General features: G+C 70.0%; 13 protein-coding genes. 6 read left to right on the forward strand and 7 right to left on the reverse strand.

The features are described from left to right. Positions 1–453: 453 nt before the first annotated feature. The 3 genes from POL72_RS35155 (at position 454) to POL72_RS35165 (ending at position 4,881) form a co-directional block, all read left to right on the forward strand. The gene (locus tag POL72_RS35155) at positions 454–2,502 is read left to right on the forward strand and encodes a rhamnogalacturonan lyase (protein ID WP_272101170.1); all 2,049 of its coding nucleotides are present in this window, start codon (positions 454–456) and stop codon (positions 2,500–2,502) included. 176 nt (positions 2,503–2,678) lie between these two features. Next, complete coding sequence (locus POL72_RS35160) at positions 2,679–3,677, forward strand: rhamnogalacturonan acetylesterase (protein ID WP_272101171.1); 999 nt, start codon at positions 2,679–2,681, stop codon at positions 3,675–3,677. Positions 3,678–3,795: 118 nt separating this feature from the next. Beyond that, entirely contained in the window at positions 3,796–4,881 is a 1,086-nt protein-coding gene (locus POL72_RS35165; protein ID WP_272101172.1) for a HupE/UreJ family protein, read from the forward strand. 81 nt (positions 4,882–4,962) lie between these two features. On the opposite strand, the gene POL72_RS35170 is transcribed toward POL72_RS35165, so the two are convergent. Next, complete coding sequence (locus POL72_RS35170; RefSeq protein WP_272101173.1) at positions 4,963–7,977, reverse strand: glycosyl hydrolase 115 family protein; 3,015 nt, start codon at positions 7,975–7,977, stop codon at positions 4,963–4,965. A gap of 727 nt (positions 7,978–8,704) precedes the next feature. Here POL72_RS35170 and POL72_RS35175 point away from each other — a divergent pair. From POL72_RS35175 to POL72_RS35185, 3 genes are all read left to right on the forward strand, one after another. Further along, positions 8,705–9,991: a GDSL-type esterase/lipase family protein gene (locus tag POL72_RS35175; RefSeq protein WP_272101174.1), complete on the forward strand. Its 1,287-nt coding sequence runs from the start codon at positions 8,705–8,707 to the stop codon at positions 9,989–9,991. Between the two features lie 204 nt (positions 9,992–10,195). Next, positions 10,196–11,896: a right-handed parallel beta-helix repeat-containing protein gene (locus tag POL72_RS35180; protein WP_272101175.1), complete on the forward strand. Its 1,701-nt coding sequence runs from the start codon at positions 10,196–10,198 to the stop codon at positions 11,894–11,896. Between the two features lie 498 nt (positions 11,897–12,394). Continuing rightward, positions 12,395–13,006, forward strand: a complete 612-nt coding sequence (locus POL72_RS35185; RefSeq protein ID WP_272101176.1) for a CE1 family esterase — start codon at positions 12,395–12,397, stop codon at positions 13,004–13,006. 428 nt (positions 13,007–13,434) lie between these two features. Here POL72_RS35185 and POL72_RS35190 read toward each other — a convergent pair whose 3' ends face one another. The 6 genes from POL72_RS35190 to POL72_RS35215 form a co-directional block, all read right to left on the reverse strand. Beyond that, positions 13,435–15,816: a rhamnogalacturonan lyase family protein gene (locus tag POL72_RS35190; RefSeq protein ID WP_272101177.1), complete on the reverse strand. Its 2,382-nt coding sequence runs from the start codon at positions 15,814–15,816 to the stop codon at positions 13,435–13,437. Positions 15,817–16,052: 236 nt separating this feature from the next. Continuing rightward, positions 16,053–16,772 (reverse strand): YciI family protein, encoded by a 720-nt coding sequence (locus POL72_RS35195; RefSeq protein ID WP_272101178.1) that lies wholly within the window; start codon positions 16,770–16,772, stop codon positions 16,053–16,055. Positions 16,773–17,114: 342 nt separating this feature from the next. Continuing rightward, positions 17,115–17,339 (reverse strand): DUF2188 domain-containing protein, encoded by a 225-nt coding sequence (locus POL72_RS35200; protein ID WP_272101179.1) that lies wholly within the window; start codon positions 17,337–17,339, stop codon positions 17,115–17,117. Positions 17,340–17,409: 70 nt separating this feature from the next. Next, positions 17,410–18,000 carry a GTP-binding protein gene (locus POL72_RS35205; protein WP_272101180.1) on the reverse strand — a complete coding sequence of 197 codons (591 nt, stop codon included), beginning with the start codon at positions 17,998–18,000 and terminating at the stop codon, positions 17,410–17,412. Between the two features lie 361 nt (positions 18,001–18,361). Continuing rightward, a complete protein-coding gene (locus tag POL72_RS35210) occupies positions 18,362–19,609 on the reverse strand; it encodes a hypothetical protein (protein WP_272101181.1) in 1,248 nt (415 codons plus the stop codon). 186 nt (positions 19,610–19,795) lie between these two features. Continuing rightward, positions 19,796–25,753: an ATP-binding protein gene (locus tag POL72_RS35215; protein WP_272101182.1), complete on the reverse strand. Its 5,958-nt coding sequence runs from the start codon at positions 25,751–25,753 to the stop codon at positions 19,796–19,798. Positions 25,754–25,967 lie beyond the last annotated feature (214 nt).

Here is a 25,967-nt window from a genome sequence, read left to right on the forward strand (position 1 = left end):
AATCACATGTTGTTTGAATTTCTCGTGACCGACGCGGTCCTCACGCGCGACCGGTTCCGGCCTGGCGCGCTCCTCGGCATTGAGCTCTGACGGCGGGTCACCTCAGGTCCCGGGCGAGCGGGCTGTCGTTCGACGCGAGCTGCACCGCGGCGTCCTTCCTGGGTGCAAATCTACATCCCAGGTGACGGCTCCGGTCCCCGCACGAAAAATTGGGACAACGTGTGATTGATCGCGGGCGCTTCAGCTCACAGGGAGAGCAGAGCGGCGCCCGGCGGTGGCCCCGTACCCTCTTCATCCATATTTAGTTGACAGGGACTCCATGATCGCTCGGCGGGCGCGCTCGCGCCCGTCGAGCGACATGCACTTACCGGTCGCCCTGCGGCGCCGCGCGCCGATGGCCGGGGAGGAGAGAATCTGATGTCTCGATCAACCTTTCTTCTGTTCAGACGATCCGTGGTTTCTTTGCATGCGCTGCTCTCGGCGGCCCTCCTGTCCGCATGCGGCGCCGAAGACAGCTCGGCCGGCGTCGGCGGCGCGGCGGGCCATGGCGGCGGCGAACCGTCGGCCAGCGCTGGCGGCAGCAACGGCAGCGGCAGCAGCAACGGCAGCAGCAACGGCAGCGGCAGCAGCAACGGCAGCGGCAGCAGCAGCAACGGCGGCGGCAGCAGCAGCAGCAGCGCGGGCGGCACCTCGGCAACGGCCACCGGGGGAGCGGGCGGCGGGAGCAGCGTGGACGCCTGCGTCGGCGCCGGGCAGGAGCCGACGGCGCGGCTCATGGAGAACCTCGGGCGCGGCCTGGTCGCGGTGAGGACGAGCGACGGCGTCTACGTCGGCTGGCGCCTGCTGGGCACGGATCCCACGGACGTGGCCTTCAACCTGTACCGCGACGGGGCCAGGATCAACGCCGAGCCGATCGCGACGTCGACCAACTACGTCGATCGCGACGGCGGCGAGAGGTCCTCGTACGAGGTTCGACCCGTCGTCCGCGGGCAGGAGCAGCCGGCGTCGAAGCCGGTGACGCCGCTCGCGCGCAACTACATCACGGTTCCCCTGCAGACCCTCCCCGGCCACACCCCGAACGACGCGTCCGTCGGGGACCTCGACGGCGACGGGGAGCTCGAGATCGTCCTGAAGCAGGAGCAGACGCCCCGGGACAACTCGCAGAAAGGGACCACCGGCGAGACGAAGCTCGAGGCGTACGAGCTCGATGGGACCCTCCTGTGGAGGATCAACATGGGCCGCAACATCCGGGAAGGCGCCCATTACACGCAGTTCATGGTCTTCGACTTCGACGGCGATGGGCGGGCCGAGGTCGCGGCCAAGACCGCGGACGGGACCGTCGACGGAAAGGGCAAGGTCCTCGGCGACGCGAACGCGGACCACCGGAACGGCGACGGCTATGTCCTGCGCGGCCCGGAGTTCCTCACCCTCTTCGACGGGAGGACCGGCGGCGAGCTCGCCACGGTCGATTACATCCCGGCCCGGGGAAACGTCGGCGACTGGGGAGACACCTACGGCAACCGCGTCGACCGCTTCCTCGCCGGCGTGGCGTACCTCGACGGCAAAAGGCCGAGCCTCGTGATGTGCCGTGGATACTACACGAGGACCGTCCTCGCCGCGTGGAACTGGAGGGATGGCCAGCTGAAGAACGTCTGGACGTTCGACAGCAACAACGGGCACCGGGACTACGCCGGGCAGGGCAACCACCAGCTCAGCGTCGGCGACGTCGATGCCGACGGCAAGGACGAGATCGTCTATGGCTCGATGGCGATCGACGACGATGGGTCGCCGCTGTGGAACGCCCGGTACGGGCATGGGGACGCCATGCACCTCACCGACATCGATCCGGACAGGCCGGGTATCGAGGTGTTCGACATCCAGGAGCCGTTCGGCGACGCCGGCGCCCACCTGAACGACGCCCGGACCGGGGAGACGCTGTGGAAGAAGGCGTCGGTCGCCTCGGGAGATGACGGGGAGGGGCCTGGTCGCGGCGTCGCGGCCGATCTGGATCCGGCGCACAGGGGGCTGGAGATGTGGGTCGCGGGCGCCGGTCTGGGCGGCTCGCTCTGGAACGTGCGCGGAGCCAAGGTCGGCGACGCTCCTTCCTCGTGCAACTTCTTGGCCTGGTGGGACGCCGACCCGCTCCGCGAGCTCCTCGATCGCAACCGGATCAGCAAGTATGGCGGAGGCAACCTGCTGACGGCGGACGGGTGCGACTCGAACAACGGGACCAAGGCGACCCCTGCCCTCAGCGCGGATCTCTTCGGTGACTGGCGCGAAGAGGTGATGTGGAGGACGACGGACGGCAAAGCCTTGCGCATCTACACGACGACGATCCCCACGGACCGGCGCATCCACACGCTCTTGCACGATCCCCAGTACCGGCTCGCGATCGCCTGGCAGAACGTCGCCTACAACCAGCCGCCGCACACGAGCTTCTACCTGGGCGACGGCATGACCGACCCGCCCGCTCCGGAGATCTCGGTGCCCTGCTTGCCATGATCCTCGCCGAGCGGCGGCAGCGCGCTCGCTCCGGGGCGGCCGCGCTGCCGCCGCTCGCTTCTCGAGCGGCCGGCCGCCGTGCATCCGCGGGCGGACCGGCGCCTGTCACTTCGTCTATTCTCCCGGCACCCCCGAGGTGCGCTGGTGCGTGTATCGTGCTCTCTCAGGAGCTTGTCATGAACGTTCGACCCATCTTCTTGACCGTCGTGCTTTCTTCCCTCGTGTGCGGCCTCGCTGCAGGGGGGTGCGACTCGGGAGGCGCCGACGACCAGCCCGTCGCGCAGGGCAGCGGCAGCGATGGCAGCACCAGCAGTGGCAGCACCAGCGCCGCCAGCGGCAGCGGTGTGGGCGGTGCGGGCGCAGGAGACGGCGGCGGCGCCGGCGGCACGGGTGTGGGCGGTGCGGGCGCAGGGGACGGCGGCGGTGGCGCTGCCGGAGGACCGACGGGCGCCGCGGGAGGCTCGGCAGGCGGCGGCGAGGGCGCCGAGCTGCCGGATGTCTCGGTTTACGTCGCCGGCGACTCGACGGTCCAGACCTATGTGAACAGCCCCATTCACCAGGCGGGCTGGGGTCAGATGCTCGGACAGTACTTTGACGAGCGGGTGCACATCGAGAACCGGGCCATCGGCGGCCGCACCGCGCGCCGGTTCATCGAGGAGGGGCATCTGACCGACATCCTCGACGACATCCGGAGCGGAGATTACTTGCTGGTGCAGTTCGGCACCAACGACAGCAACAAGACCGCGACCTACCAGCGCGACGGCAAGACCATTCCCTACTACCTGGACCCCGCGACCGACTTCAAAACGTATCTCAAAGAGTACATCGCGGGCGCGCAGGCGCACGACGCGAACCCCGTGCTGGTCACCCCGCCCCCGCGGCGGTCGTGCACCGGGGACAGCCACGATTTCGGCAACGGCCTCGCCGCGTATGCGCAGGCGATGCGGGAGCTCGGAGGCGATCTGGGCGTGCCTGTCATCGATCTCAACGAGAAGACGCTCGTCTATCTGAGGTCGATCGGATGCGTGGCGGCGGGCAAGGACTTCTTCCTCGTCAAGGCGGACGGCTCGGTCGACGGCACCCATTTCCAGGAGACCGGCGCCCGCATCATGGCGGGCTTCGTGGCCGACGGCACCGCGGACGCCGGCCTGCTGCTCGCGCGGTACCGGAAATGAGGCAGCGCTTCAGCCTGCCACCCTCTGCTGAGCCCTGAGCGCGAGGCGACCGGCGGCTCGGCCCCCGCCTGCGCTGGAACGGTGTCCCGGAGGTCTCTTGCGCTGCTTCCTGTCGTCCATGTCGGTCGCGCTGGTCGCGCTGCTCTCGGCTGACAGCGCGCTCGCGCACGATCCCTTCGAGATCACCACGGAGGCGAGCTTGCTCGCCGACCGGCTGGAGGTGCAGATCACGATGGCACGCGGGACGGCCGCGACGTCGTGCCCCGACGCGGCCGGCGGGCGGCCGAGGGAGGGGCCCGCCTCGCTCGAGGCATGGCGCTCGCGCATGGAGGCGTGCGCGCCGCGCCTTTACGAGGTCACCGCCGGCGGTGAAGCGTTGCGGCCCAGCGCGGCGCGCGCCGCGTTGACCGTGGAGAACGATGCCGAGATGACCCTCGTCTACCCGCTACCGGCGAGAGGGCCGCTCAGGTTCGACGCCGTGCTCCTGAGGCAGCTTCCCGAGCCGACGTTCGGCGCGGAGATCAGGGTGATGCGCGAGGGGGCGCTCCTCGGCCAGCAGCTCCTGCGCGCCGAGGCGTCGACGTTCGAGATCGACATCGCCGCGCCGGCGCCCGGCGCGGGAGCCCCGGCGCCGGCGCGGCCCGAGATGCCTTCCTTCGGACAGTACCTACGCCTCGGCGTGGAGCACATCCTCACGGGGTACGATCATTTGCTGTTCCTCACCGCGCTGCTGGCGGTATGCCGCAGCGTCCGTTCGGTGCTCGGCATCATCACCTGCTTCACGCTCGCGCACTCGCTCACGCTGGTGCTCGCCGTGCTCCAGGTCGTCACGATCTCGAGCCGCGTCGTCGAGCCGCTCATCGCCGCGACCATCGTGTTCGTGGGGGCCGAGAACCTGCTCCGGGGCGAGGAGCCGAAGGGACGCTGGGCGCTCACGTTCGCCTTCGGGCTCATTCACGGCCTCGGCTTCGCGGGCGTGCTGAGGGAGCTGGGGCTCGGCGAGGGCGGCGGCTCGATCGTGGTCCCGCTCCTCTCGTTCAACCTCGGCGTCGAGCTCGGACAGCTGGGGATCACCCTCCTGTTCTTGCCGATCCTCTGGAGGTTGCGGGCCGCGCCTGCGTTCGCGCGCCACGGCCAAAGGGGTCTGTCCCTGGTGGTCGTTGCCCTGGGGCTCTACTGGCTTGTCGAGCGCGCGGTGTCGTGAGCGATCGAGCGGACGCTCTCGCGCGCAGGCGGGCCGGTCGCCGGGCGCGAGGCCGCGGGGCGACCGGCCCGCCTGGCGCAGTCAGTTCCGGTAGCTCTCGGGCGGTCCGAGGTACGAGGGCATCAAGCCGCCGGTGTCGATCACGATGCGGTCGATCGCGATCGAGGGATCGACTTTCCAGATCCTGAGCGTGTGGTAGCCCGGCGTGCTCACCTGGATCGTCGTGGAGAGCTTCTCGATGTGCTCGATCACGTTCGTCTCCCAGGTCGGATCGTCCGTCGCGTCGGCGCCGCGCAGCGTCGCGACCGAGCCGTCGTCGAGCGCGAGCGCGAGCCGGCACGAGCCACCGCTGTTGAGGGTCGGGATGCGGAACACGGTGACCGGGAACGTGCCGGTGCTGAAGAAGTAGATCTTGTAGGCGAGCTCGGGCGCGCTGGTCGCGTGGTTCGCGGTGATGCTCGGCGCCACGTCCGGAAAGACCTTGACCGAGTCGCCGCTGCGGCCGAGAGCCGTGAGCACGCGCCACTCCGAGCCGCCGCGCGGGATCGCTTCGCTGAAGTGCTCCGCCTCGATCGCGACGTAGCCGTTCGCCTCGACGTAGCCGTCGAGATCCTTGCGGCTCGGCGTGGCCGGATTCGAGACGGTGACGTTGATGGTCTTCGACGACGAGGCCCCGCTCACGGTCACGGTGCCCGTGCTGGTTCCCGCAGGCGCGCTCGCCCAATCGATGCTCACCCGGATGCGCTCTTCGTCCGTGATGGTGCCGCTCGCCTTGCCGAGCTTGATGAATGGGTGCGACGCGGACGCGGTCCAGCTGAACCCCGAGTCGCCCTTCGTGAACACGTCCACGAAGCGCACGTCTTCGGTGTAAGACGAAAATCTGAGGTTCGCCGGCTCGGCGCCCGTGGTCTGTCCTTCCACGACCACGCCGAGCGCGGAGCCCGACGCGGCGCGGGGCACCGCCGCGAGCGTCGGCATGGCCTCGATCGTCGGGAGCGACCTGTTGTATGGATTCATGATCCGCTGCCACTTCCCGGAAGCGAGCGTGTCGTTGTAGTAGGTTAGATCGCTGCGGATCGTGTCGTACGCCGCCGTGGCGAGCGCGCGATATTTGGCGACGCTCGCCGTGCGCCCCTGGCCGGCGTAGAGGTCGGTCTTCGCCGCGCCGACGTACTTCTCCATGGTGAGCTTGCTCGCGCGGAGCGGGTACAACACCATCTCGTAGAACGCATCGCGCTTGCCCGCGGGCAGCGCCTCGGAGACGGCGGCCGCCCGCGCGAGCAGCGCGGAGAGCTCGTTCAATCGCCGCTGCCCTTCGTCGCCGTAGTTCACCAGGTTGTACACCGACTTCCTCATGAACTCCGGACGCCGCGCGATGTTGATCTGGTAATACGCCAGCACGATCTCCGCGATCTCGCGGCCGTGGGCCGCGCCGAAATCGCGCCCGACCTGCCAGGCGAGCTGATCGAGCACGTTCGTCTCGGTGAGGTCGTCGATCCGGTACGCCAGGCGCATGGCGTATTCGATCGCGATCTCGGACGGCTTGATGTCACCGACGTTGATCACCCACAGCCGGCTCGCGCCGGCATCGAACGATTTGCGGAGCTCTTCGCGTACCAGGCTAGGCGGCGTGGTGTTGATCCACAAGTAGCTCTCGGGTTTTCCGTAATACGAGAGGTGATAATACGCGCCCGCGCCGCCGGAGCGGCGGCGCTCCGCGTCGTTCGGGATCTGCCGCATGTAGCCGTGGTTGTCCTCGGCCCACAAGATCGTCGCGTCCTCGGGCACCTCGAGCCCCGAGTTGTACAAGGTCAACACCTCCTTGTACGGCGTGAAGACCTGAAACACCCGGGTCGGATCCGGGTCCACGCGCGCCGCCAGGATCTCGCGCTGAGCGGCAAAGATCCTCTGCATCAGCGTCACCTTCTCCGCCGTCGTCCTCGCGTTGGCCGCCACCAGGCCGCTATCGTGCTCGCCGCGCATCCCGATCGAGTACGCGTTCTCGTACTTTCCGTTCTTCTCCACGCGATAGTCCCAGTAGTCGTGGATCACCTGCGGGTTGACGCTGTAGTCGTACGCCGGCGTCCTTCCGCCGCTCGCGTGGCTGCTCGCCCAGGGCCCCCACTCCTTCACGTTGTTCCGGAGCAGCATCTCCGGATGCGAGGAGCCCATCACGATCCCGTAGCGGTCCGCGTTCTGCGCGTTTTCCGGATACTTGTTGAACTCGTCGGAGGCCTCGTGCATCGCCGGCCACAAGAAATTCGCCTTGAGCCGCAGCAAGAGCTCGAAGACCCGCTTGTACGTCTCGGGCCCGACCTTCTTGCCCGCGTCCATCTTCGCCGCCGACCAAGCAGCGAAGTTCTCCTCGTCGTTGATGAAGATGCCGCGATACTTGACCGAAGGTTCCCCTTGCTTCCGCAGCGCGCCTTCGACCGTCACCGTCGAAACGCGTTCCGGCGCCACGTCGGCCCACCAGTACCAAGGCGACACCCCGATCGCCTGCGAGACGTCGTACACGCCATACACCGCGCCGCGCCGATCGCTCCCCGCAATCACGAGCGCCCGCTCCACGCCCGCGACCGGCGCGCTCACCGCTTGCACCGCGAACGACTCCCATTTCCCGCTCACCCCCTCCACGTCGAGCTTGCCCTGAGCAACGAGCTCGTCGACGATGGCGCTCTTCCCGAGCGTTCCCACGATGATGGCCCTCGCCGAGAGCCCCGCGAGCGAGCTCTTCACGGCGGGCTTCACTCCGGAGACCCGCTCCACGTCGGCCTGAAGGTCTCCCACCGCGCGCACGACCGCCGCATGATCCGCCGCGTCGACATAGATATCCACCGCGGCGCCCGACACCACCACGTCGAACGGATCGCGCGGTGCGCCCCCGGTGCCGCTCGCGTCGCCGCCGCCCTCTCCTCCGCCGATTCCGCCGCCTCCGCCGCCAGCGACAGGTCCGCCGCCGTTCCCGGCCGTCGCCGCTGCTTCCTGCCCTCCCTGCGAGCCCCCGCCGCTCGCGCCCGAGCCCGTCCCAGGCGAGCCCTCGCCGCCAGAACAGCCACCGAGCAGCTGCGCGCCGAGGAGCAGCGCGACCGCCATCGGAAGGCGGGCTGCGGCGCCGTGTACGGCAAGCCGCCGTCGGCCTGCTGCGAGGGAACGTCGCTGCCGGTTCCGCCGCTGGTCGTTTCCGAGGACGGATCGCCGATCTGCGGCGCACGCGAGCGCCCACGAACCCAAACGGCGGATCCAGCCAAAAGAGTGAAAGCTCATATCGGATATCCATATGGGCACGCGGCGTCGATTGACGCCGCTCCCGTCGAGGAGGTTGAAAGTCCAAACGCTATGCGCAGGTCAAGCGTCTCGTGGCCGCAACCCGTCGCACAGCCTCGTTGTCGCGCTGTCGTGGCGGACGAAGGTCCCGCTGCGCAAGACGACCCATCCAGAGCCGAGCAGAACGGTGCCCCTCGGGTGGAATGTGAACGAGCACATGTCTGATTTCAACTCCAATCGGCCCGCCTGCGGCTCTCCTCGAGCCCGATGGATGATGAGGCCAGCGGGTCTCCTCCGGAGCGCCGCGTCAGGCGGGGCGGGGGCTGGGCCGCGGTCATGATCGATGTTGCCCGCGCTCGAGGCCCCCTGGCGCCAGAGGACGAGTACGCGAACCGTGGTGGTACATTCGCCAGGAGCATCTTCCTTCCTCAGCGCAAAAGTACCTTCCGAAGTGATCGCCCCGAGCCCTCACAAAACTCGATCAACTCGTGATTGATCCGAGGCACCTCGGTTCACTTGGACTGCGTACCTCGACGCGGGGGACAGGAGAGAATCGATGCATCAAGCGGGCGTCGTTCCGTGTTTCGCGGTCTTCTGGGCGGTCCTCGGCTTGACCGTCGGCTGTGGGAGTGACGCTGTTCCGGGGCAAGGTGGCACGCCCGGCGAGGCGGGTGGCACGCCGGCCGCGGGCAGCGGCGGGATCGCGTCCAGCGGTGGCACGCCCGGCGAGGCGGGCGGCACGCCGGCCGCGGGCAGCGGCGGGGCCGCGTCCAGCGGGATCACGTCGGGCGGAGGAGACAGAGGAGACGGCGGCGGCGGAGCCGGCGCGGGAGGCGCCACGGGAGCCGGGGGCACCGCGGACGGAGACTGCGCGGCGCCTCCGGCGTTCGATCCCGCTCTCCTCGCGCGCTGCTCCGGAAGCAAGGCCCTGACCTGCTCGTTCGGCGGGGCCACGGGCAACTACGACGTCACCGTGCTCGTGGGCGGCAAGTCGGTGGTCACGGCGGAGTCGCGGCGCTTCTTCTGGGAAGGCTCACCTGCGGACGATCCGCAGTGCGTGAGGTTCACCGTCAACGTGCGGAAGCCGGAGGGACAGCCCATCCAGGGCGGTGACCCCGGGATCGATGGGCTGAACCTGTGGATTGGTGGGGAGGCGCCCGACCTGCAAGGCGTCAGCGTGGCGCCCGCGGACTCATCCACCGTCGTCGTTTATCTCGCGGGCGACTCGACAGTATGCGACCAGGATCCTCAGCTGAACCTGCAGCCGCGCGCTCGCTTCACGGGCTGGGGACAGCGGCTGCCGGCGTTCTTCGGTCCCGGGATCTCCGTCACGAACTACGCGGACTCCGGAGAGGGCACGGCGGCGTTCCGGACCGACGGCGGCGCCCTGTGGGATCGCATCTCGAGGGGCCTGAAGGCCGGCGACTACGTGCTCGTCCAGCTCGGCCACAACGACAAGTCGACGCCCGCGGCGACGTACCGCTCGCGCATCGAGGGGATCGTCGACGCGACGAAGAGCGCGCGCGCCAACCCGGTGCTGGTATCACCCATGGTGAGGAACAACGGCGAGCCGCTCGAGCGCCAGCACATCTACGGCGATCTGAATGTCCGGCAGGTGTTGCTCCAGATCTCCCGCGACAAGGGGATACCGTTCATCGACCTGATGGCCACCAGCGCCGAGTGGGTGGGCAGCATCGGGCGAGCAGAGGCCAGAGCCTTCTACGTGGACGGCGACGCCACGCACTCGAACGAGGAGGGGGCGAGGGTGTTCGCCGAGCTCGTGGTCGAGGGCATCCGGGCGCAAGTTCCGGAGCTCGCCGCGCGGCTGCGCGCGCGACGGTGAGCCTCGACCGCGAAGGCTCTGCAGCGCAGGTAACCGCGAAACGCCCGCTCTACGTACCGGGGCAGCCGCCGCTCGTCGGTTCCTCTACGGCGATGATTGCATGACGTGCACCTCGCCTCGGGAGAGAACCCCCGCCCAGCGCGACAACCGGCAATCAGGTCAAACGCCTATTCAACGACTTCACCTTCTCGCGAGGCTACACCGATGAGCATCAATCGAAAGCAGTCTTTGGCAGCAACGTCGATGACCGCCGGCCTCTTCGTGCTGCTGGCGGCCGGATACGCGCGCGCGGCGGAGTACTATGTGGCGCCGGACGGCGGCGATTCCAATCGCGGGACCATGGACCAGCCGTTCGCCACCCTTTCCAAGGCGAACGGCGCCGCCGCCGCCGGTGACACCATCTGGGTGCGCGGCGGCATCTACTACATCACGACCCAGCTCGTCCTTTCGAGGGGCGGCACCTCGGATACCAACCGTACCAAGATTTGGGCCTATCCAGGTGAGAAGCCGGTGCTCGACGCGTCGAGATACAACACCAGCAACCGGGCCGTCGACGTGCCGGTGGTCCTGGTGACCGGAAGCTGGATGCACCTTCGAGGGCTCGAGATCGCCAACGCCAAGGTGGGCAGGAGCGGCGACCACTCGTACTCGCTGCTCCGCACCAAGAACTCCAGCAACAACGTCTTCGAGCTGCTCCACCTCCATCACGCCTTCGGGCCCGCCCTGTTCATCGATACAGGCAACGGCGGCAACCTGATCCTCAACTGCGATGCGCACGACAACTACGACCAGGACGGCAGCCAGGGCGACGGTCAGAACGGAGACGGCTTCGGGGTCCATTACCAAACGACGGGTCCCAGCACGATCATTCGGGGATGCCGCGCGTGGAACAACTCGGACGATGGCTATGACTACATCTCGCAGGAGGTGCCGGTCATCACCGAGGGCAGCTTCGCCATGTCGAACGGTCGGGGCAGCCAGGGCAACGGCAACGGGTTCAAGGTCGGCAGCAGCAAGACGGGCATCCGGCACGTCGTGCGGAACAACGTGGCCTGGAAGAACAAGGCTGCGGGCTTTTACGCGAACCATTCGTCGGGCGGCAACACCTGGCTCAACAACACCGCGTACAACAATGGAACCCAATACAACATGCTGGCGAGCCCGCCCAACGATAGCGGCCAGGCGATCATCTTGACCGGAGAGCTCGCGCACAGAATGCGGAACAACGTCGGCTTCCCGAACAAGAACTCGAACATGGGAGGCGCCGACGCCGCGTTCAACACGTGGGACCTGAACATCACGGAGGCGAGCGCGGCCTTCGAGAGCACGTCCGACGCCGGTTGCACCGGACCCCGCGAGGCCGACGGCAGCATCCCCTCCGCGTGCGCGTTCATGAAGCTCAAGGCTGGGAGCGCTTTGATCGACAAAGGCACGGACGTGCGGCTTCCGTTCGTCGGATCGGCGCCGGACCTCGGAGCTTACGAATTCGGCGCCGAGCCGACCGAAGGGACAGGTGGCGGTGCCGCCGGTGGCTCTGGCACCGGCATGGGCGGCACGGCAGCCAATGGAAGCGGCGGCGACGGGGCCGGTGGCACGGTCGGCACCAGCGGTGGAATGGGCGCACAGGGTGGCGCTGGCCAGGGTGGCGTGGTGGGTATCGGCGGCTCCCCGGAGACCGGCGGCGCTACGGGCGGCACCGACGGCGATTCGGGGGGCCGCGCCGGAGCCGCAGGGGCCTCGGAGGACGACAGCTCCGCGGCGGGTTGCGCTTGCGCCGTCACTTCCGACGACGCCACCGCCGGTAGGGGCGGGTTCGCGTTTCTCGCCCTTGCCTCCGCATTCGCCGCGCGCTCCCGCGATCGGAGGACGGCGCGACGGAAGAACGGCCGGTCGTCGAGGTTCTGATCCGAAGGAGAACGACAGAGATGAGATCCCAGGCAAGCACGTGGTTTGGAGTGGTCGCCGCGTTGGTCGTCTTCCCCGCATGTACGTCCCGAAGGCGACGGCAATGTCGGCGGCGGTGACGCTGGGACGGGTAATTCGACGACTGCGAGCAGCGGCGGCGTAAGCAGTGGAACCGGCGGCGTAAGCAGTGGAACCGGCGGCGTAACCGGCGTAACCGGCGGAACCGGCGGAGGCGGGACCGGAGGTGGCGGCGCGGGCGGCGGCGGCAGAGGAGGCACGGGTGGCGGGACGGCTGGAGCCGGCGGGGCGGGCGGGGGCGGAGAGGCCGACGCGATGCCGAGCGCTGGCTGCGGCGAGACCCGCACGTTGCGAGATGGCCGCATCACGGTTCAAAGCGGAGGGAGGGACCGCACGTATATACTGAAGACGCCCGCCGACTACGATAACCATCGCCCCTACCGATTGATCGTTGCGTACCACTGGCTGAACGGAGACGGAATGGCGGTCGCCATCGGTATGAACAGGGACACGGACAAGCCCTATTACGGACTGCTGGAGCTCTCGGAGAACAGCGCGATCTTCGTCGCGCCGGATGGCCTCGATAAGGGATGGGCGAACACCAACGGCCGGGACGTGGCGTTCACCGATGCCTTCCTCGAGCAAGTGCAGAACGATCTCTGCATCGACACGACGCGGATCTTTGCGACCGGGTTCAGCTACGGCGCAGGCATGTCGTACGCCGTCGCGTGCGCGCGCCCGACCGTCTTCCGGGGGGGCGCCGTTTACGCCGCCGCGCTGCTCAGCGGTTGCCAGGGAGGAACCACCCCCGTCGCTTATTTCGGGGCCCATGGCATCAACGACGCCACGCTCAACTACTCGGGGGGAGAGAACTTGCGCAACAAGTTCGTGACGCTGAACCGTTGTGTGTCGCAGAATCCGCCGAGGGCGCCGAGGGGTGGGCACATTTGCACGTCGTTTGACGGTTGCATGCCCGAGTTCCCGGTCCGTTGGTGCAGCTACGATGGCGGCCACAATCCGACCCACAAGGACAGCGGCACGCGAGAAAGCTGGGTTCCGGAAGAAGCCTGGAACTTCATCGCGCAGTTCTGATGAGAGATCGCTGCGTCGGAGGTTTCCATCGTCGCTCGCGTAGGTGGCCGGAGGGACGACAGCGAGCCGGATGCCTGGCGCGCCAAGGCTCCGGTCCGCGCCGAGGCCTCGGACCGCGGAAGCGTAGTAGAGGACGGTGTGCCCGGAGCGCCCGCCTTCCGCCAGACGGCAGGCTCAGCGATGCTGGGTGGACTCGCTCGCCGACAACCAGAGCCCGCGGCCTCCGCTGGGGATGAGGCACCAACAGCGCAGGTGCAACAACCATGTACTTGCGGTTGCGAATGGGCGCTTGAGCAGATCGGCCGCCGTACTGGAAGAGCACCGTCCTGCGCCGCAAGGCGCTCGGCGACGCCGATGGGTCCACAGCGCCTGTGGTCTGTGACGGCTGTGAAATGACGAACAGGCGCGTCTGCCTGGCGCTGCCCGTGTCACCTCACGTGGATGTCCGGCTTCGGGGGCGCCGCCATTCCGCCGCCGAGGTGGAAGCTCGGGTGAGGCGGCTGGTTGTAGGCGGTCTGCTCCGAGCTGACCTGCATCCGGTACTGGGGGTCATGCATCAGCGTGTAAAGCCGGCGCGTCGTCACGTTCGTCGTTGTGTACAGCCGCAGCGCCGAGTTGTCGGACTCGCGCCACACGATCTCCTCGCGCCAGTCGCCGAGCAGGTCGGCCGTGAGGGCCGGCGTCGACTTCGTGCCGTTGTTCGACGCGCACTGGCTGCAGCTGAGGAGCGAGCCGCCGCCGTATTTGGTGATCGACGTGTTGTTCTGCAGCTCGCGCAGCTCGTCCGCGTCCCACCAGATCAGGAAGTTGACCGACGCGGGCTGGCTCCCGACGTTCGACCCGCTGGTCGCGGACAGGAGCCCTCCCGTGGAGTTGGTCCACATCTCCGCGCCGGCGCTGCTCGCGAGCACGTCGCCCGCCACCCCGCGCCCGGTGTCGGCCCCCGTGACGGGGCCCTGCTTGAGGATCGCGCAGGTGTTCGCGTCGTGGAGGTCGTAGGTCGGCTTGGTGCCGTCCTCGTGCGGCATGAACACCTCGAGCCCCGGGCGTGAGAGGACGAAGTCGCTGACGTGCAGCGCGTCGCCGTGCCCGAGCGCCGTCGAGCACTTCCGGGTGCCGTTGCTGTCGATCGTCGAGGCCCCGTAGATCACCTCCTGCGCCCCGTCGGCGTCGACGTCGGCCACGACCATGGAGTGGGCGCCCTGGCCGGTGTAGGCGGTGTTCGCGTTGCTGTCGGCCTTCCAGATCTGGGTGAGCTTGCCGCCGCGGAAGCTCCAGGCGGTCACGGTGGCTCGCGTGTAGTAGCCGCGGGCCATCAGGATCGCCGGCCTGCCGCTCGCGTCCTGGCCTGTCCCGAGATCGCTCACGAACGCCGCGCTCGCGAGGAAGCGATCGACGCGGTTGCCGTACGAGTCCCCCCACGAGGAGACCGTCCCGCGGGCCACGTCGAAGGCGACGGTCGCGAGCTCCGCGCCGCTCGCGCCGCTGAACACCGTCAGGTACTCGGGGCCGGTGAGCACGTAGCCCGCGGCGTTCCTGTAGTCCGCCGCGTCGTCGTCGGAGGCCGCGGGACCGCGGCTGAGGTAGGCGCCCGCGCCGTCGCGCGTGCCGGGCGCGGTCTTCACCGCGATCTCCGCGTTGCCGTCGCCGTCGAAGTCGTACACGACGAACTGCGTGTAGTGCGCGCCCGCCCGGATGTTCCTCCCGAGATCGATGCGGAAGAGGCGCCGCCCGTCGAGCTTGTAGGCGTCGAGGTAGACAGGCCCCGTGCAGCCAGCCTGGGAGTTGTCCTTGGCGTTCGACGGATCCCACTTGAGGATGATCTCGTACTGCCCGTCGCCGTCGACGTCTCCGACGCTCGCGTCGTTCGCGGCGTATGAGTAGCTCTCGCCGGCGTTATCGCACTTCGATGGCGTCGTTCCACCCGCGGGCGCCGTGAGAGGGATCCGGAGGTAGTTCTGGCCCCACGTGGCGGCGGCGGGGGAGGCGGCCTGTGCGACGCCGCCGACCACTGCCCGGATCGTGTAGGTCGACGCGCTGGTGCCGGCGGTATCGAGGTAGTTGGTGCTGTTCGTGACGTTCGCGATGCGCGTCCCGTTCCGGTACACATCGTACGAGATCGCGCTCGGGTTCGCCGCGTCGTACTCGTAACCGAACATCCTCCATCCGACGTAGACGCCGTTCGAGACCTTGACGGCGACCACGCCGCGATCGAGGTCCTCCATCTGGTAATGCCCGGTCGGCGCGGCGCCGCCGCTGCCGCCTGCGCCGCCTGCGCCGCCGCTGCCGGTGCTAGCGCTGCTGCTGCTGCTGGCGCTGCTGCTGCTGCTGGCGCTGCTGCTGCTGCTGGCGCTGCTGCTGGCGCTGCTGCTGCCGGACCCGCCCGCCGTCACGCTGGCGAGCGCTGGGCGCTGGGCAGGGCCGCTCGCGTTGGCGCAGAACCCGAAGCTTGTCGATGCGGCCGGCGCCAGGGTCGCGTTGTGCGCCGCGGGCGTGGCGACCAGCTGCGACCCGCTCACGCTCGTGGTGGCGCTCCACGCGTTCACGAGCGTGGAGCCGTTCAGGTTCGTGGTGATCCGCCAGGTCGTCGTCGTCGCGGTTCCGGTGTTCCGGATGGCGACGTCGGCGCAGTACCCGGTCCCCCAGTCCGACGCGACCGTCAGCGTGGCGGTCAGCCCGTCGCCGGTCAGCGGCTGATCCCAGCCTTCCTGTTGCTCGATCTCCCCTTCCGGCCCGTAGGCGTCCTCCACGACGCACGCTCCGAGGAGCACGAGGGCGGCGGCGGTCGCCGCCGACAAGCAAGTTCGCATGGAAAGTTCCTTTCAGAGCACGCGGAGCGCGAGGCGATCCGCGAAAGGTCCTCGGCCTCCGGCGCCGGCGGCCCTGCGGCCGGTGGCGCTCGGAGACCGAGGATCAATGAATGACCTCCATGGTTGCCCGAGCAGCTCGGACCCAATCACGAAAGCGACGAGAGCCGTGTATTTCGCGGTCGGTCGGAGTTTTTGAGCCGCATCAGAACGACGCCGCTCTCAGCATCCGGCCTACGTCAGGACAGCGCGCGGATATCCATCGTGATGTCGCCCATGACGTCCGCGTAGCGGAGCGCGATGTTTTTGGCGTCGTCGAGAGACGGCACATCGACGATGACGTACCCGCCGATCAGCTCCTTGGCTTCGGCGAACGGGCCGTCGGTCACCTTGTGCTTGCCGCCGGTCGACACGATGCGAGCGCCCTTCGCGCTCGGCTGCATTCCCTCGGTCGCGAGCAGCACGCCGGCCCGGGTCATCTCCTCGATGAGGCGACCCATCGACGCCATCAGCTCCGGCGCGGGCGGCGCGTCGCCTCCCGCCTCGTCGTGGCAGTGGACCGCCATGTACCGCGTCGTCGTGAGCCCCTCGGGCTTCGGCCCCATGCCGAGATCCCACATCTCCGTCACAGGCCGGATGTCGATGTCGACGTCGCCGATCAGGGCCGCGAACCGCGACACCCAGCCGATCGCCTCGTCGAGCGACGTGACGCGGAGGACCGCGAAGCCGGCGGGCACCGCCTTTGCGCCGCCGAAGGGCCCTCGGGTGACGGTGCGCTGGCCGCCGGCGAACTGGAGGCGAACGCCCTCGGAGCTGGGGCGGAGCCCATCGCCGCCGCGCAGCACCCCCGTCTTCACCAGGTCCCCCATCATCTGCCCCACACGCGCGATGAACTCGGGGCTCGGCATCGCGCCGGCTTCAGTCTGTGCGTTGGTCCTGTGCATGATCATGAAACGCATGTCCACATTCTCCTTGGTATGGGCCGACAGGGAGCGCACGAGCTGCCGTCGTCCAGCGCGACGCTCTTCTCGATGTCTCCCGGAGCGGTGGCCCTCACGCGCCGGCGTGCTCGCTGCAGCCCTGCTCGTTCGTGCCCTCGCTCCGGTCCTGACGCTGTCTGCTCGTACACTCTTCCCACGGGGTCGTTACCGGGAGGAAGCCCGGCGTTCAGCAGGGCGACGAACGGAAGCGCGCCGGATCGACACGGGGGAGCTTTTTTTTTCGCGCCGCCGCGGGACGCGCCCGGGCGCGCCGGCCGTACCCTCACGGGCCGCGCGCCTCCGCGGCGGCGCTGGCCGCGGTCACGCCGCCAGGCGATGCTCGATCTCGATCGGCGTGAGCGGCGGTGGCAGCTCGTCGATGACGACCGCGCTGCCCGGGTGCTGGCGGACGAGCTCCTCCGTGGACTCGATCGCTTCCTGCACCGTGCCGTACGGGAGCGAGCGGGTGACGTAGCCCTCGGCCGCGACCACCCAGCCCCAGCCGTCGGGGTCCGGCATGACGTGGTATGTGAGCCTCTGTGTCATGGTGTGTCCTCCCTCCGGGAGGGTGAGCTCGGCGCGCGCGAGCAGCAAGAGATCGGCGCTCGCGGAGGCCCTACCGCTGGCGGCGCTGCACCTCCTTGAGGGCGAGCTTCGAGATCGCCCTCAGGGTGTCGAACACGCCGCGGCCGCTCGCCGCCGCGGCCTCGAACTCGGGCGCCCCGTCCGGGTTGAGGAGCTCCCGGAGCTCCGCGACATCGGCGATCCCGTCGAGATCCCGCTTGTTGTACTGGACGACGAACGGCAGCCGGCCGGGCGAGCGGCCCTCCTCGGCGAGGTTGTCCCAGAGGTCCGCCAACGACTCGATGTTCGCGTCGAGCCGGGCGCGCTGCGAGTCCGCCACGAACACGACGCCATCCAGCCCCTTCAGGATGAGCTTCCGGCTCGCCCTGTAGAAGATCTGGCCCGGCACCGTGTAGAGCTGAAGGCGCGTCCGGAAGCCCGACAGGCCCCCGAGATCGAGCGGCAGGAAATCGAAGAACAGCGTGCGATCGCTCTCGGTCTTGAGCGAGATGAGCCGCCCCTTGGCGGCCGGCACCGTCCGGTCGTACACGTACTGAAGGTTCGTCGTCTTGCCGCAGAGACCGGGTCCGTAATAGACGATCTTGCAGTAGATCTCCCGGCTCGCATAGTTGATGAACGCCATCGGCGTGCTCCTCCAGAGTCGACGTTCGAGGGGAGGCAAGGCCGGCCCCCGCATTGAAAAAGAAGGCGACCGTCGTCCATCGCATTGGAAGCGATGGCGACTGTCGTGAAGCGCATTGGAAACGAAGGCGATCAGCGGCCGCCGCGCTCGAGGCGGCGGCCGTCGTCGACTCCTGCGCTGGGAGGGGAGGCGGCGGCCGCTCTCCCCACGATTCCATGCGCCGCGCCGGGGGCGCCCCGGCTCGCCCACGGCGCGCCGCGCGGCGCGCCCCGCTCGCTGCTCCCCGCGCTACGTCACGCGCGGCCGGCGGCGAGCGGGCGCGCCGCTGCTGCCGCCGCGAGCGGCGCCGCGCCGGCGGCGATCACGAAGACGCGTCGGCGATCGCGTGGAGGGCGGCCACGAAGCCCTCCAGGGAGGCGTCGCGCGCGTCGCTGTGCTTCACCAGCCGCTCGTTCACGGCGATGAGCTCCACCACGTCCGGGCTCGCGCCCGGGACCCGCCGGAGCTCGTGCACAGCGCGGCTCACCCGCGACGGCGGGTCGAGGCACGCGAGCGCCGACAGCGCCGCCGTCGCGCCCGCCTCGCGGCCCGCCGCGAGCGCCTCCCGCGCCATCCCGAGCAGCACCAGCGCGAAGGCGACCTGGATCGCCTCCAGGAAGCCGCGGGAGACCTCCTTGCCGCCCTGGCTGGCCTCGCTCCACGCGAGCGTCACGAGCTCGCCTATCTCCGAGAAGGCGCGCCTCGACATCAGCGTGGAGAGCGTCTCCAGGCCGTGTTTGTCCCACGCCGCCCGCGTCGTCAGCTGGCGCGCGAGCCAGGAGAGCACGGCATACGCGTCGTCCCCCGCCCGGATCGCGCCGAGCGCGATGTCCATCAGCGCGGCCCGCCCCACGCCGTGCGCCTCGAGCCAGCCGAGCAGGTTCGCCCGCTCCGCGCCCCGCGGCGTCCGGCGCGCCTTCTCGAGGATCGCGTCCCGGAGCGCCGGGGGAAAACGGAGGATATCGACGCTCCAGTCCTCGTCCGAGCCGCGCGCGCGCTCCATCGCCAGCGCGGCCAGCGCGTCGTCATCGAGCGAGAGCGCCCCGGCCCGCCTCGCCGCGAGGATCTTCGGGACCGGCAGATCGCGCAGCGCGGGGCGCTCCCCGTTCAGGCCGTCGAGCTCGTCCCCGTCGAGCAGCGGCGGCAGCCCCTTGTGGACCTTGGGCGCGAGGATGAACTCCGAGGGCCACTGGACAGGCTCGCGCCGGCAACGCTCGAGCACGCGCTCGTAGATCCCCGCCGGGACCTTGCCGCGCACGAGATCCGAGAGCTCGATCCACTCCTCCTCGTCGAGCACGAGGCGCGGCACGCCCAGCACCTCATGCTGGAAGTGCGCGGGATCCTGGATCGCGAGCCGCGCGAGCTGCCGGATCACCGGCCCGCTGAACCCGCTCTCGCAGCGCGCTCTCCAGCGCAGGAGATCGGATGTCCCGAGCTCGTCGATGTGCTCGGACAGGAAGGCATGATCGTCTGGCTCCAGCGACGGCTGACGGAGCACATGAAAGAACGCGACGGGACGGGCACGGCCCCGGTGCGCGCGCACCAGGGCCTCTATCTCCGCCTTTCGCATGGCACGACCTCATCACCCGAGACCCCATGTGGGATCAGGGACGCTCTCAGGTCCATCGTCGCCAGGCGCTAGCGCGGCCCGTCATGACTCGTCGGTCGGTGGAATGACGGATCCTGTTCCTGACCGGTGTGCCCAGGGTAGCGCCAGCGCGCCCGCTGTCAACGCCCTCATCGCTGCTCAACTACTCTACTCAGTGCGCCGCCGCCGCCGCCGCTCCCGGTCGTTCGCGGGTGGCTTGACGTCGCGCGAGAGCGGCAGCTCGACGGAGAAGGTCGAGCCCTCGCCGATCTCGCTCGCCACGCTCACCCGCCCTCCGTGCGCCTCGACGATGGTGCGCGTGATGTAGAGGCCCAGCCCGAGCCCGCCGTAATGACGCGACGAGACGCCCCGGCGATACCGCTCGAAGACCTGCTCTCGCACGTCGGCGGGGATGCCGATGCCATGATCGGTCACCGAGAGGCGGGCGATCTCTCCGTCCGACGCGATGGTGAGCTCGAGCGGCTTGCCCCCGCCGAACTTGATCGCGTTGCTCAGCAGGTTGGTCACGACCTGCTCGATGCGCTGCGCGTCCCAGCGGCCGACGACCGGCCCGGCGGCGCGCACGTCGAGCGCGCAGCCTGCCCGCGCGAGCTGGTCGTCCAGGTACGTGGCGACCTCTCCGACGATCGCGCGGAGATCGATCTCGATCGGGTCGAGCTCCAGGCGCCCCGCCTGGATGCGGGAGACGTCGAGGAGCATGTCGACGAGGGCGACGAGGCGCTTGATCTGCCGCTGCGAGAGATCGACCGACGCGCGCGCCCGCTCGATGCCCTCCGCGCCTCGCGAGAGCTTCTTCTCCATCGAGTGGACGGCGAGCTGCAGGCTGGTCAGCGGCGTCCGGAGCTCGTGCGAGGCGACGGAGAGGAACTCGTCCCGCACGCGGACGGCCTCCTCCGCGCGGGCGCGCGCTCGCTGCTCATCCGCGAGCAGGCGGTCCCGCTGCTGCTCGGCCTGCACGCGCGTGGTGACGTCGCGGAAGCTCCAGACCCGCCCGACGATGCGCCCGCTCACGCGCTGAGGCTGGGAGCAACGCTCGAAGACCCGGCCGTCGTCGAACGTCAGGGTGTCGACGCCGCTCGCCTCCCGAGGATCGTCGACGCTCCTCGTCGTCCTCGTCATCTTCGCTGTCTTCGCCGTCTTCGCTGTCCTTGCTGTCTTCGTTTCTTGCAGGAGCTGCTCCGAGTCCGCGAGCTGATCGACGCAGAGCGCCAGGCGGTCGTCCTGCGAGAGGAGCACATGCTCGGGGATCCCCCACATCTCCCTGAACCTTCGGTTGTGCCGCACGGGGCGGCCCGCGTCGTCGACGACGAGGATGCCGTCCGCCGTCGAGTCGAGCGTGGCCTCGAGCAGCGCGTGCGAGTGGCGCAGCATCTCCTCGGCGCGCTTGCGCTCGGTGACGTCCGTCGAGATCCCGCACACCGCATACGACGTCCCGTCCGGATGGCGCAGCGGGAACTTGAGGGAGAGGAACACGTGCATGCCGTCGGGCGCCGAGACGAACTCGTCCCTCTCGATGGGGTTGTCCTCCCGCAGCGCGGCGAGATCGTTGGCGCGCACCGCGTCGGCGATCTCGGTCGGGAACAGCTCGTGGTCGGTCTTGCCGAGGATGTCCTCGCGGCTCACGTGCACGACGTCCTCGTAACGGCGGTTGATGAGCAGGTACCGCCCGTCCGGGGCCTTGACGAACACGACGGCGGGCGTGTTGTCGAGGATGGCCTGCAGGAGCGAGCTGCTGTCGTGCAAGGACGCCTCCGCGCGCCGGCGCTGCGCGTTCTCCAGCTGGAGCTCGCCGTAGAGCCGCGCGTTCTCGAGCGAGATGGCCGCCTGCGACGCGAGGACATCGAGGACGTCCAGCTCCGCCGTGGAGAAGGCGCCCGGGACCAGGTCGTTCTCCAGGTAGAGCAGGCCCACCGCCTCGTCCTGGCGCACGATGGGCACGCCGAGGGCCGAGCGGCGAGGGCGCAGCGCGTCGCCGAAATAGGGATCCATCGTGAAGCGGTGCGGCGCAGCCGCGTCGGCGATCGCGATGGGCTTGCGGGCGCGGACGACGGCCCTGCAGAGCGACAGGGGCACCTGCGACGGCGCCGCGAGGCGGCCGGCGGGGCCGAAGGCGCGCTCGCCGTCGCCGCTCGCCTCCGCCAGGACGAGGCCCTCCGGCGACGAGAGGAGCAGGCAGCCGCGCTGCGCGCCCACGTGCTCCATGGCCACGCGCAGGAGCCGCGCGTGCAGCTGGGGCAGGACCAGCGCGCTCGAGATCTCCTGGGAGGCCTTCAGAATGCCGAGCATATCCAGGTACTTGACGTCGGCACACCCGGACGCGGGCCGCCTCGCGAGCTCGGGGTGCCGCTGGAGCAGGGCGCAGACCTTCGCCCGCGCGCCCCAGGCCTCGTAGCTGTCGCGGGCGCGCGCGAGGTAGGCGCTCGCCGCCGTGTCGAGCCCCCGCTGCTCGTAGAAGCGCGCGCAGAGCTCGCTGGCGAGCCCCTCGACCTCGAGGAACCCGCCGGCGCGGGCGTCCTTGAGGGCCTGCTCGTACGCGCGCTCCGCGGCGAGCTCATCGCCCGAGAGGCGCGCGAGTTCGGCCGAGACCAGGGCTGCCTGGTGTGCGAAGTTCGCCGGGGAGACCTCCGCCAGCGCCGTCAGGTGGGCGAGGTGCGCGCGCACGGCCTCGAGGCAGGCGGGCGGGGGCGCGCGAGCGTGGCCGGCAGAGCGCGCGACCGCCGCGTAGAAGTGAAGCTGGGCGGCCCCGAGGAAGCCGCGCGCGGCCTGCAGCAATGCGCCCGCGCGCTCCGCCGCCTCGACGGCCCCGCCCGGATCGCCGAGGTGCAGGCGCGTCTGCAGCTCGAGGAGGTGGCCATGGAAGCCCCTGATCGGCGACCTCTGCGCGAGCTCCTCGACGGCGCAGTCCGCAGGGCGATCGGGCGCGGAGGGGTCGCGCAGCCGCGCGATCAGGCGCAGCTGGGCGCGGAAGACCTCCTGGTCGAGCCAGCCGCTCGTCCGCTCGGCGAACGCGAGGCGCCGGGTCGCCTCGTCGGCGACGTCGTCGAGGGAGTCGCCGACGAACAGCCGGAGCGCGACGAGCTGATGGCCGAAGTAGCACGCGAAAGGGTAGTTGCCGGCGGAGATCGCCGCGTCCAGCTCGCGCTGCATGAGCTCCAGACAGCGTCGGACCGGCATCTTCAGGTAGCCGAGCAAGACGATGAACGTGAAGCTCGCCCTGGGCCTGTACGGCGAGTGCTCCTCGCGCTGGGCGAGCCGATAGCCCGCCTCGCCGAAGGCGAACGCGTCCGCGGGGCGCCCGCGCCGCTCGGCGAGGACGAGCCCGAAGGTCGCGTAGGCGGCCGCGGAGCTGCTCGTGTTCCCGTGCGTCAGCGAGAGCTCCACGGCGACGCTGGCGGCGGCCGCCATGACGTCCCAGCTCGCGTGGTAAGCAGGCTGGTAGAGGGTGGCGGCGAGATCGCAGACGGCCCGGGTGCGCGGGTCGGTCATGGGCGGCAGGTCCGGGAGGGCGGAGATGGCGAGGGCGCGGCCCTCGAGGCGACCCAGGGCCGCTGCGACGGCGGCGTCCACCGCGGCGGCCTCCGGGTGGCGCGGCAGGGGGAGCCCGCAGTGGCCGAAGCCTGCGACGCAGCTCTCGACGGCGGCGTCCATCGCGCCTTGCGCGACCTGGATCTCGGCGAGCAGGGCGTACACGGTCGCGGCCGCGCACCGCCCGGAGGCGCGCTCGCACAGCGACGCGCAGATGCGCTCGGCGGCCGCGAGCTCGCCGGTCGCGAACCGGCACTGGGCCAGCGCGAAGTCGAGCTCGAACGCGAGCTCGGCGCGCGCGCCCCCGAGCAGCTCGGCGCCCTGCAGGAAGAAGCCGATGGCCGCGGCGTGGTGGGTCGCGGCCTGGGCCTTCCGGCCCGCGCGCAGGTCGAGCTCGGCGGCCCGCGCCCGCTCCTCCGGCGACGTGATCCGAGACGCGCCGCGGGTGATCTGGCGGACGATCTCGAACAGCTGGGCCTCGATGCGGTCGGGCAGGAGGCCGTCGAGCAGGGCGCGCGCGGCGGCGAGGTGCGCCTCGGGCCGCTGCTCGGCGGGGGTGAGCTCGTAGGCGACCTGATGGATGCGGTCGTGAAGGAAGCGGATCTCGCGGTCGATCCGGACGATGAGCCGCAGCGCGAAGGCCGCTTGCAGGCGCTCGATGACGGCGTCTTCCGGGCAGCCGAGGAGGAGCGCCAGGGTCGCCAGATCCGCGGCGTCGCCGAACACGGCGAACCGCCGCAGCGCGTCCTGCGTGCCCGCATCGAGGCTGCGGAGGTTCGCGGCGATGATCTCGGCGACGTCGTCCGAGCACCGCTTTGCCCGGATCTTCTCGAGATCCCACCGGAACGCTCGGGCGGTGGTCGAGAAGCGGATCAGCCCTTCCTGGTAGAGCGTGCCCGCGAGCTGCGCGACGAACAGCGGATTTCCCCCTGTCTTCTCGTGGAGGCTCACCGCGAGCGGGGCGACCTCCTCCCGGGGAGCGCGCAGCGAGTCGGCCACCCACGAGGTCACGGCGTCGGCGGACAGCGGGGCGATCGCGATCTCGGTCACGGCGACGTCCTGCTCGCGGAGCCGGCGGATCATCCGGCGCACCGCGTGGGAATCGGAGACCTCGTTGCTCCGGTATGCGCCGAGGATCAGCGTGTCGCGGACGCCGGGGTCGGTCGCCCAGCGCTCGACGACCTTCAGCGTATCGGCGTCTGTCCACTGGAGATCGTCGAGGAAGACGATGAGCGGCTTCCCCGGCCGCGCGAGCGCGCCGAGGAGCTGGCCGAGCGCCAGGAGGAACCGGGCCTCGGCCTCGGGGGGCGGGATCTCGGGCGGCGGGCTCTGCTGGCCGAGGATCCGGGCGAGCGCCGGGAGCATGCCGGCCAGCAGCGACGCGTTCGCGCCCAGCGCCCCCGCGAGGCCGCGCTGCAGCTCCGCGCGCGACGCCTCGCCCTCTTCGAGGGCCTGGACGAGCGCGCCGTCCAGCGCCGCGAGGAGCGCCTCGCACGAGGCATGGCGCGGGGCCGCCTCGCACCTGCCGCCCGTGAAGCGCGCGGCGGGCGCGCGGACGGACTCGCCGAGGCGATGGACCAGGCGCGTCTTGCCCACGCCCGGAAGGCCGGAGATCAGGACCAGCTCCGTCCGGCCATCGCTCCCGACCCGCGCCACGGCGCCCTCCAGCCGCGCGACCTCGCCGGCGCGGCCGTAGAGCCCGGGGGTCAGCCGCAGAGGCGGCGGCACGTCGGCGAGACCCGGCTGGAACGGCGCGATCCGCCCCTTCGTCCGGAGCGCCTCCCGGCACCGGACGAGATCGTGCTGGAGGCCGGCGGCGCTCTGGTACCTGTCCTCGGGGAGCTTCGCGAGCAGCTTCAGGACGAGCTCGGCGACGGTCGAGGGCAGCCCGGGCACGGACACGAGCGGCGACGGGGGGACCACCGCGGCGTGGCAGTAGAGCCATCCCAGCAGATCGTTCGCGGCGAACGGCAGCCGTCCGGTGAGGAGCTCGAACAGGATCACGCCGAGCGAGTAGAGGTCCGACCGATGATCGATCGCCACGCCGAGGCGCCCGCCCTGCTCGAGCGACAGGTACGGCCAGGTGCAGGGGGCTGGACGGGCGGATCGGGGGCTACACCGGCCCGGAGAGAGCGACCAGGGGCTGAACCCGGTCAGCTTGATGTCGTCGCCGGGCATGAGCATCACGCGGTGCGGGGTGAGGCCGAGGTGGACGATCTGCCGCCCGTGGATCGTCGCCAGCGCGTCGGCGATGGCGATGGAGAGCCTCAGGAACCGGCCGAGATCCATGGGGGTGCCCATGAGGCGGGCGAGCGGCGTCGCGCCGTCGTCCTGGATCACGAGCGCGGGCTGGCCATGGAACGTGCAGATCCGCACCGCCTCCATGGCCACGTCGCAGCCGACCAGCCGGGTCGCCTCCAGCTCGCGCCGCAGCGCCTCGTACTCGGCCGTCGAGGGGTGAGCGGCCTTCAGGGCCTTGACGAGGACGCTCCGCCCCGCCGGCCCGCGCGCCCGGTAGAGCGCGAAATCCGGACCTTCGTCCAGCACGGCCTCCGCGAGGTATTCGGTCGCTGTCTGCATGGCTCTGGCGTGCTGGGCGTGACAACACGGCTCCGGGGCGCAGCTGCGCTCGAAAGCGCCTGCGCTGCCGACCGGCAGGCAGGATCGGTACCAGAGGTGAGCGGTCGGCTTCGCGGCGGATCCAGGCATCCGGGCGACTCGACGCGCCGGCTGCGACATGACGGCCGGCCAGGGCGAGCCGCGTCGATCGCGGGGTCATCGGACGCTGTCTGCC

The sequence above is a fragment of the Sorangium aterium genome (genome assembly GCF_028368935.1).
Taxonomy (GTDB): Bacteria; Myxococcota_A; Polyangia; order Polyangiales; family Polyangiaceae; genus Sorangium; species Sorangium atrum.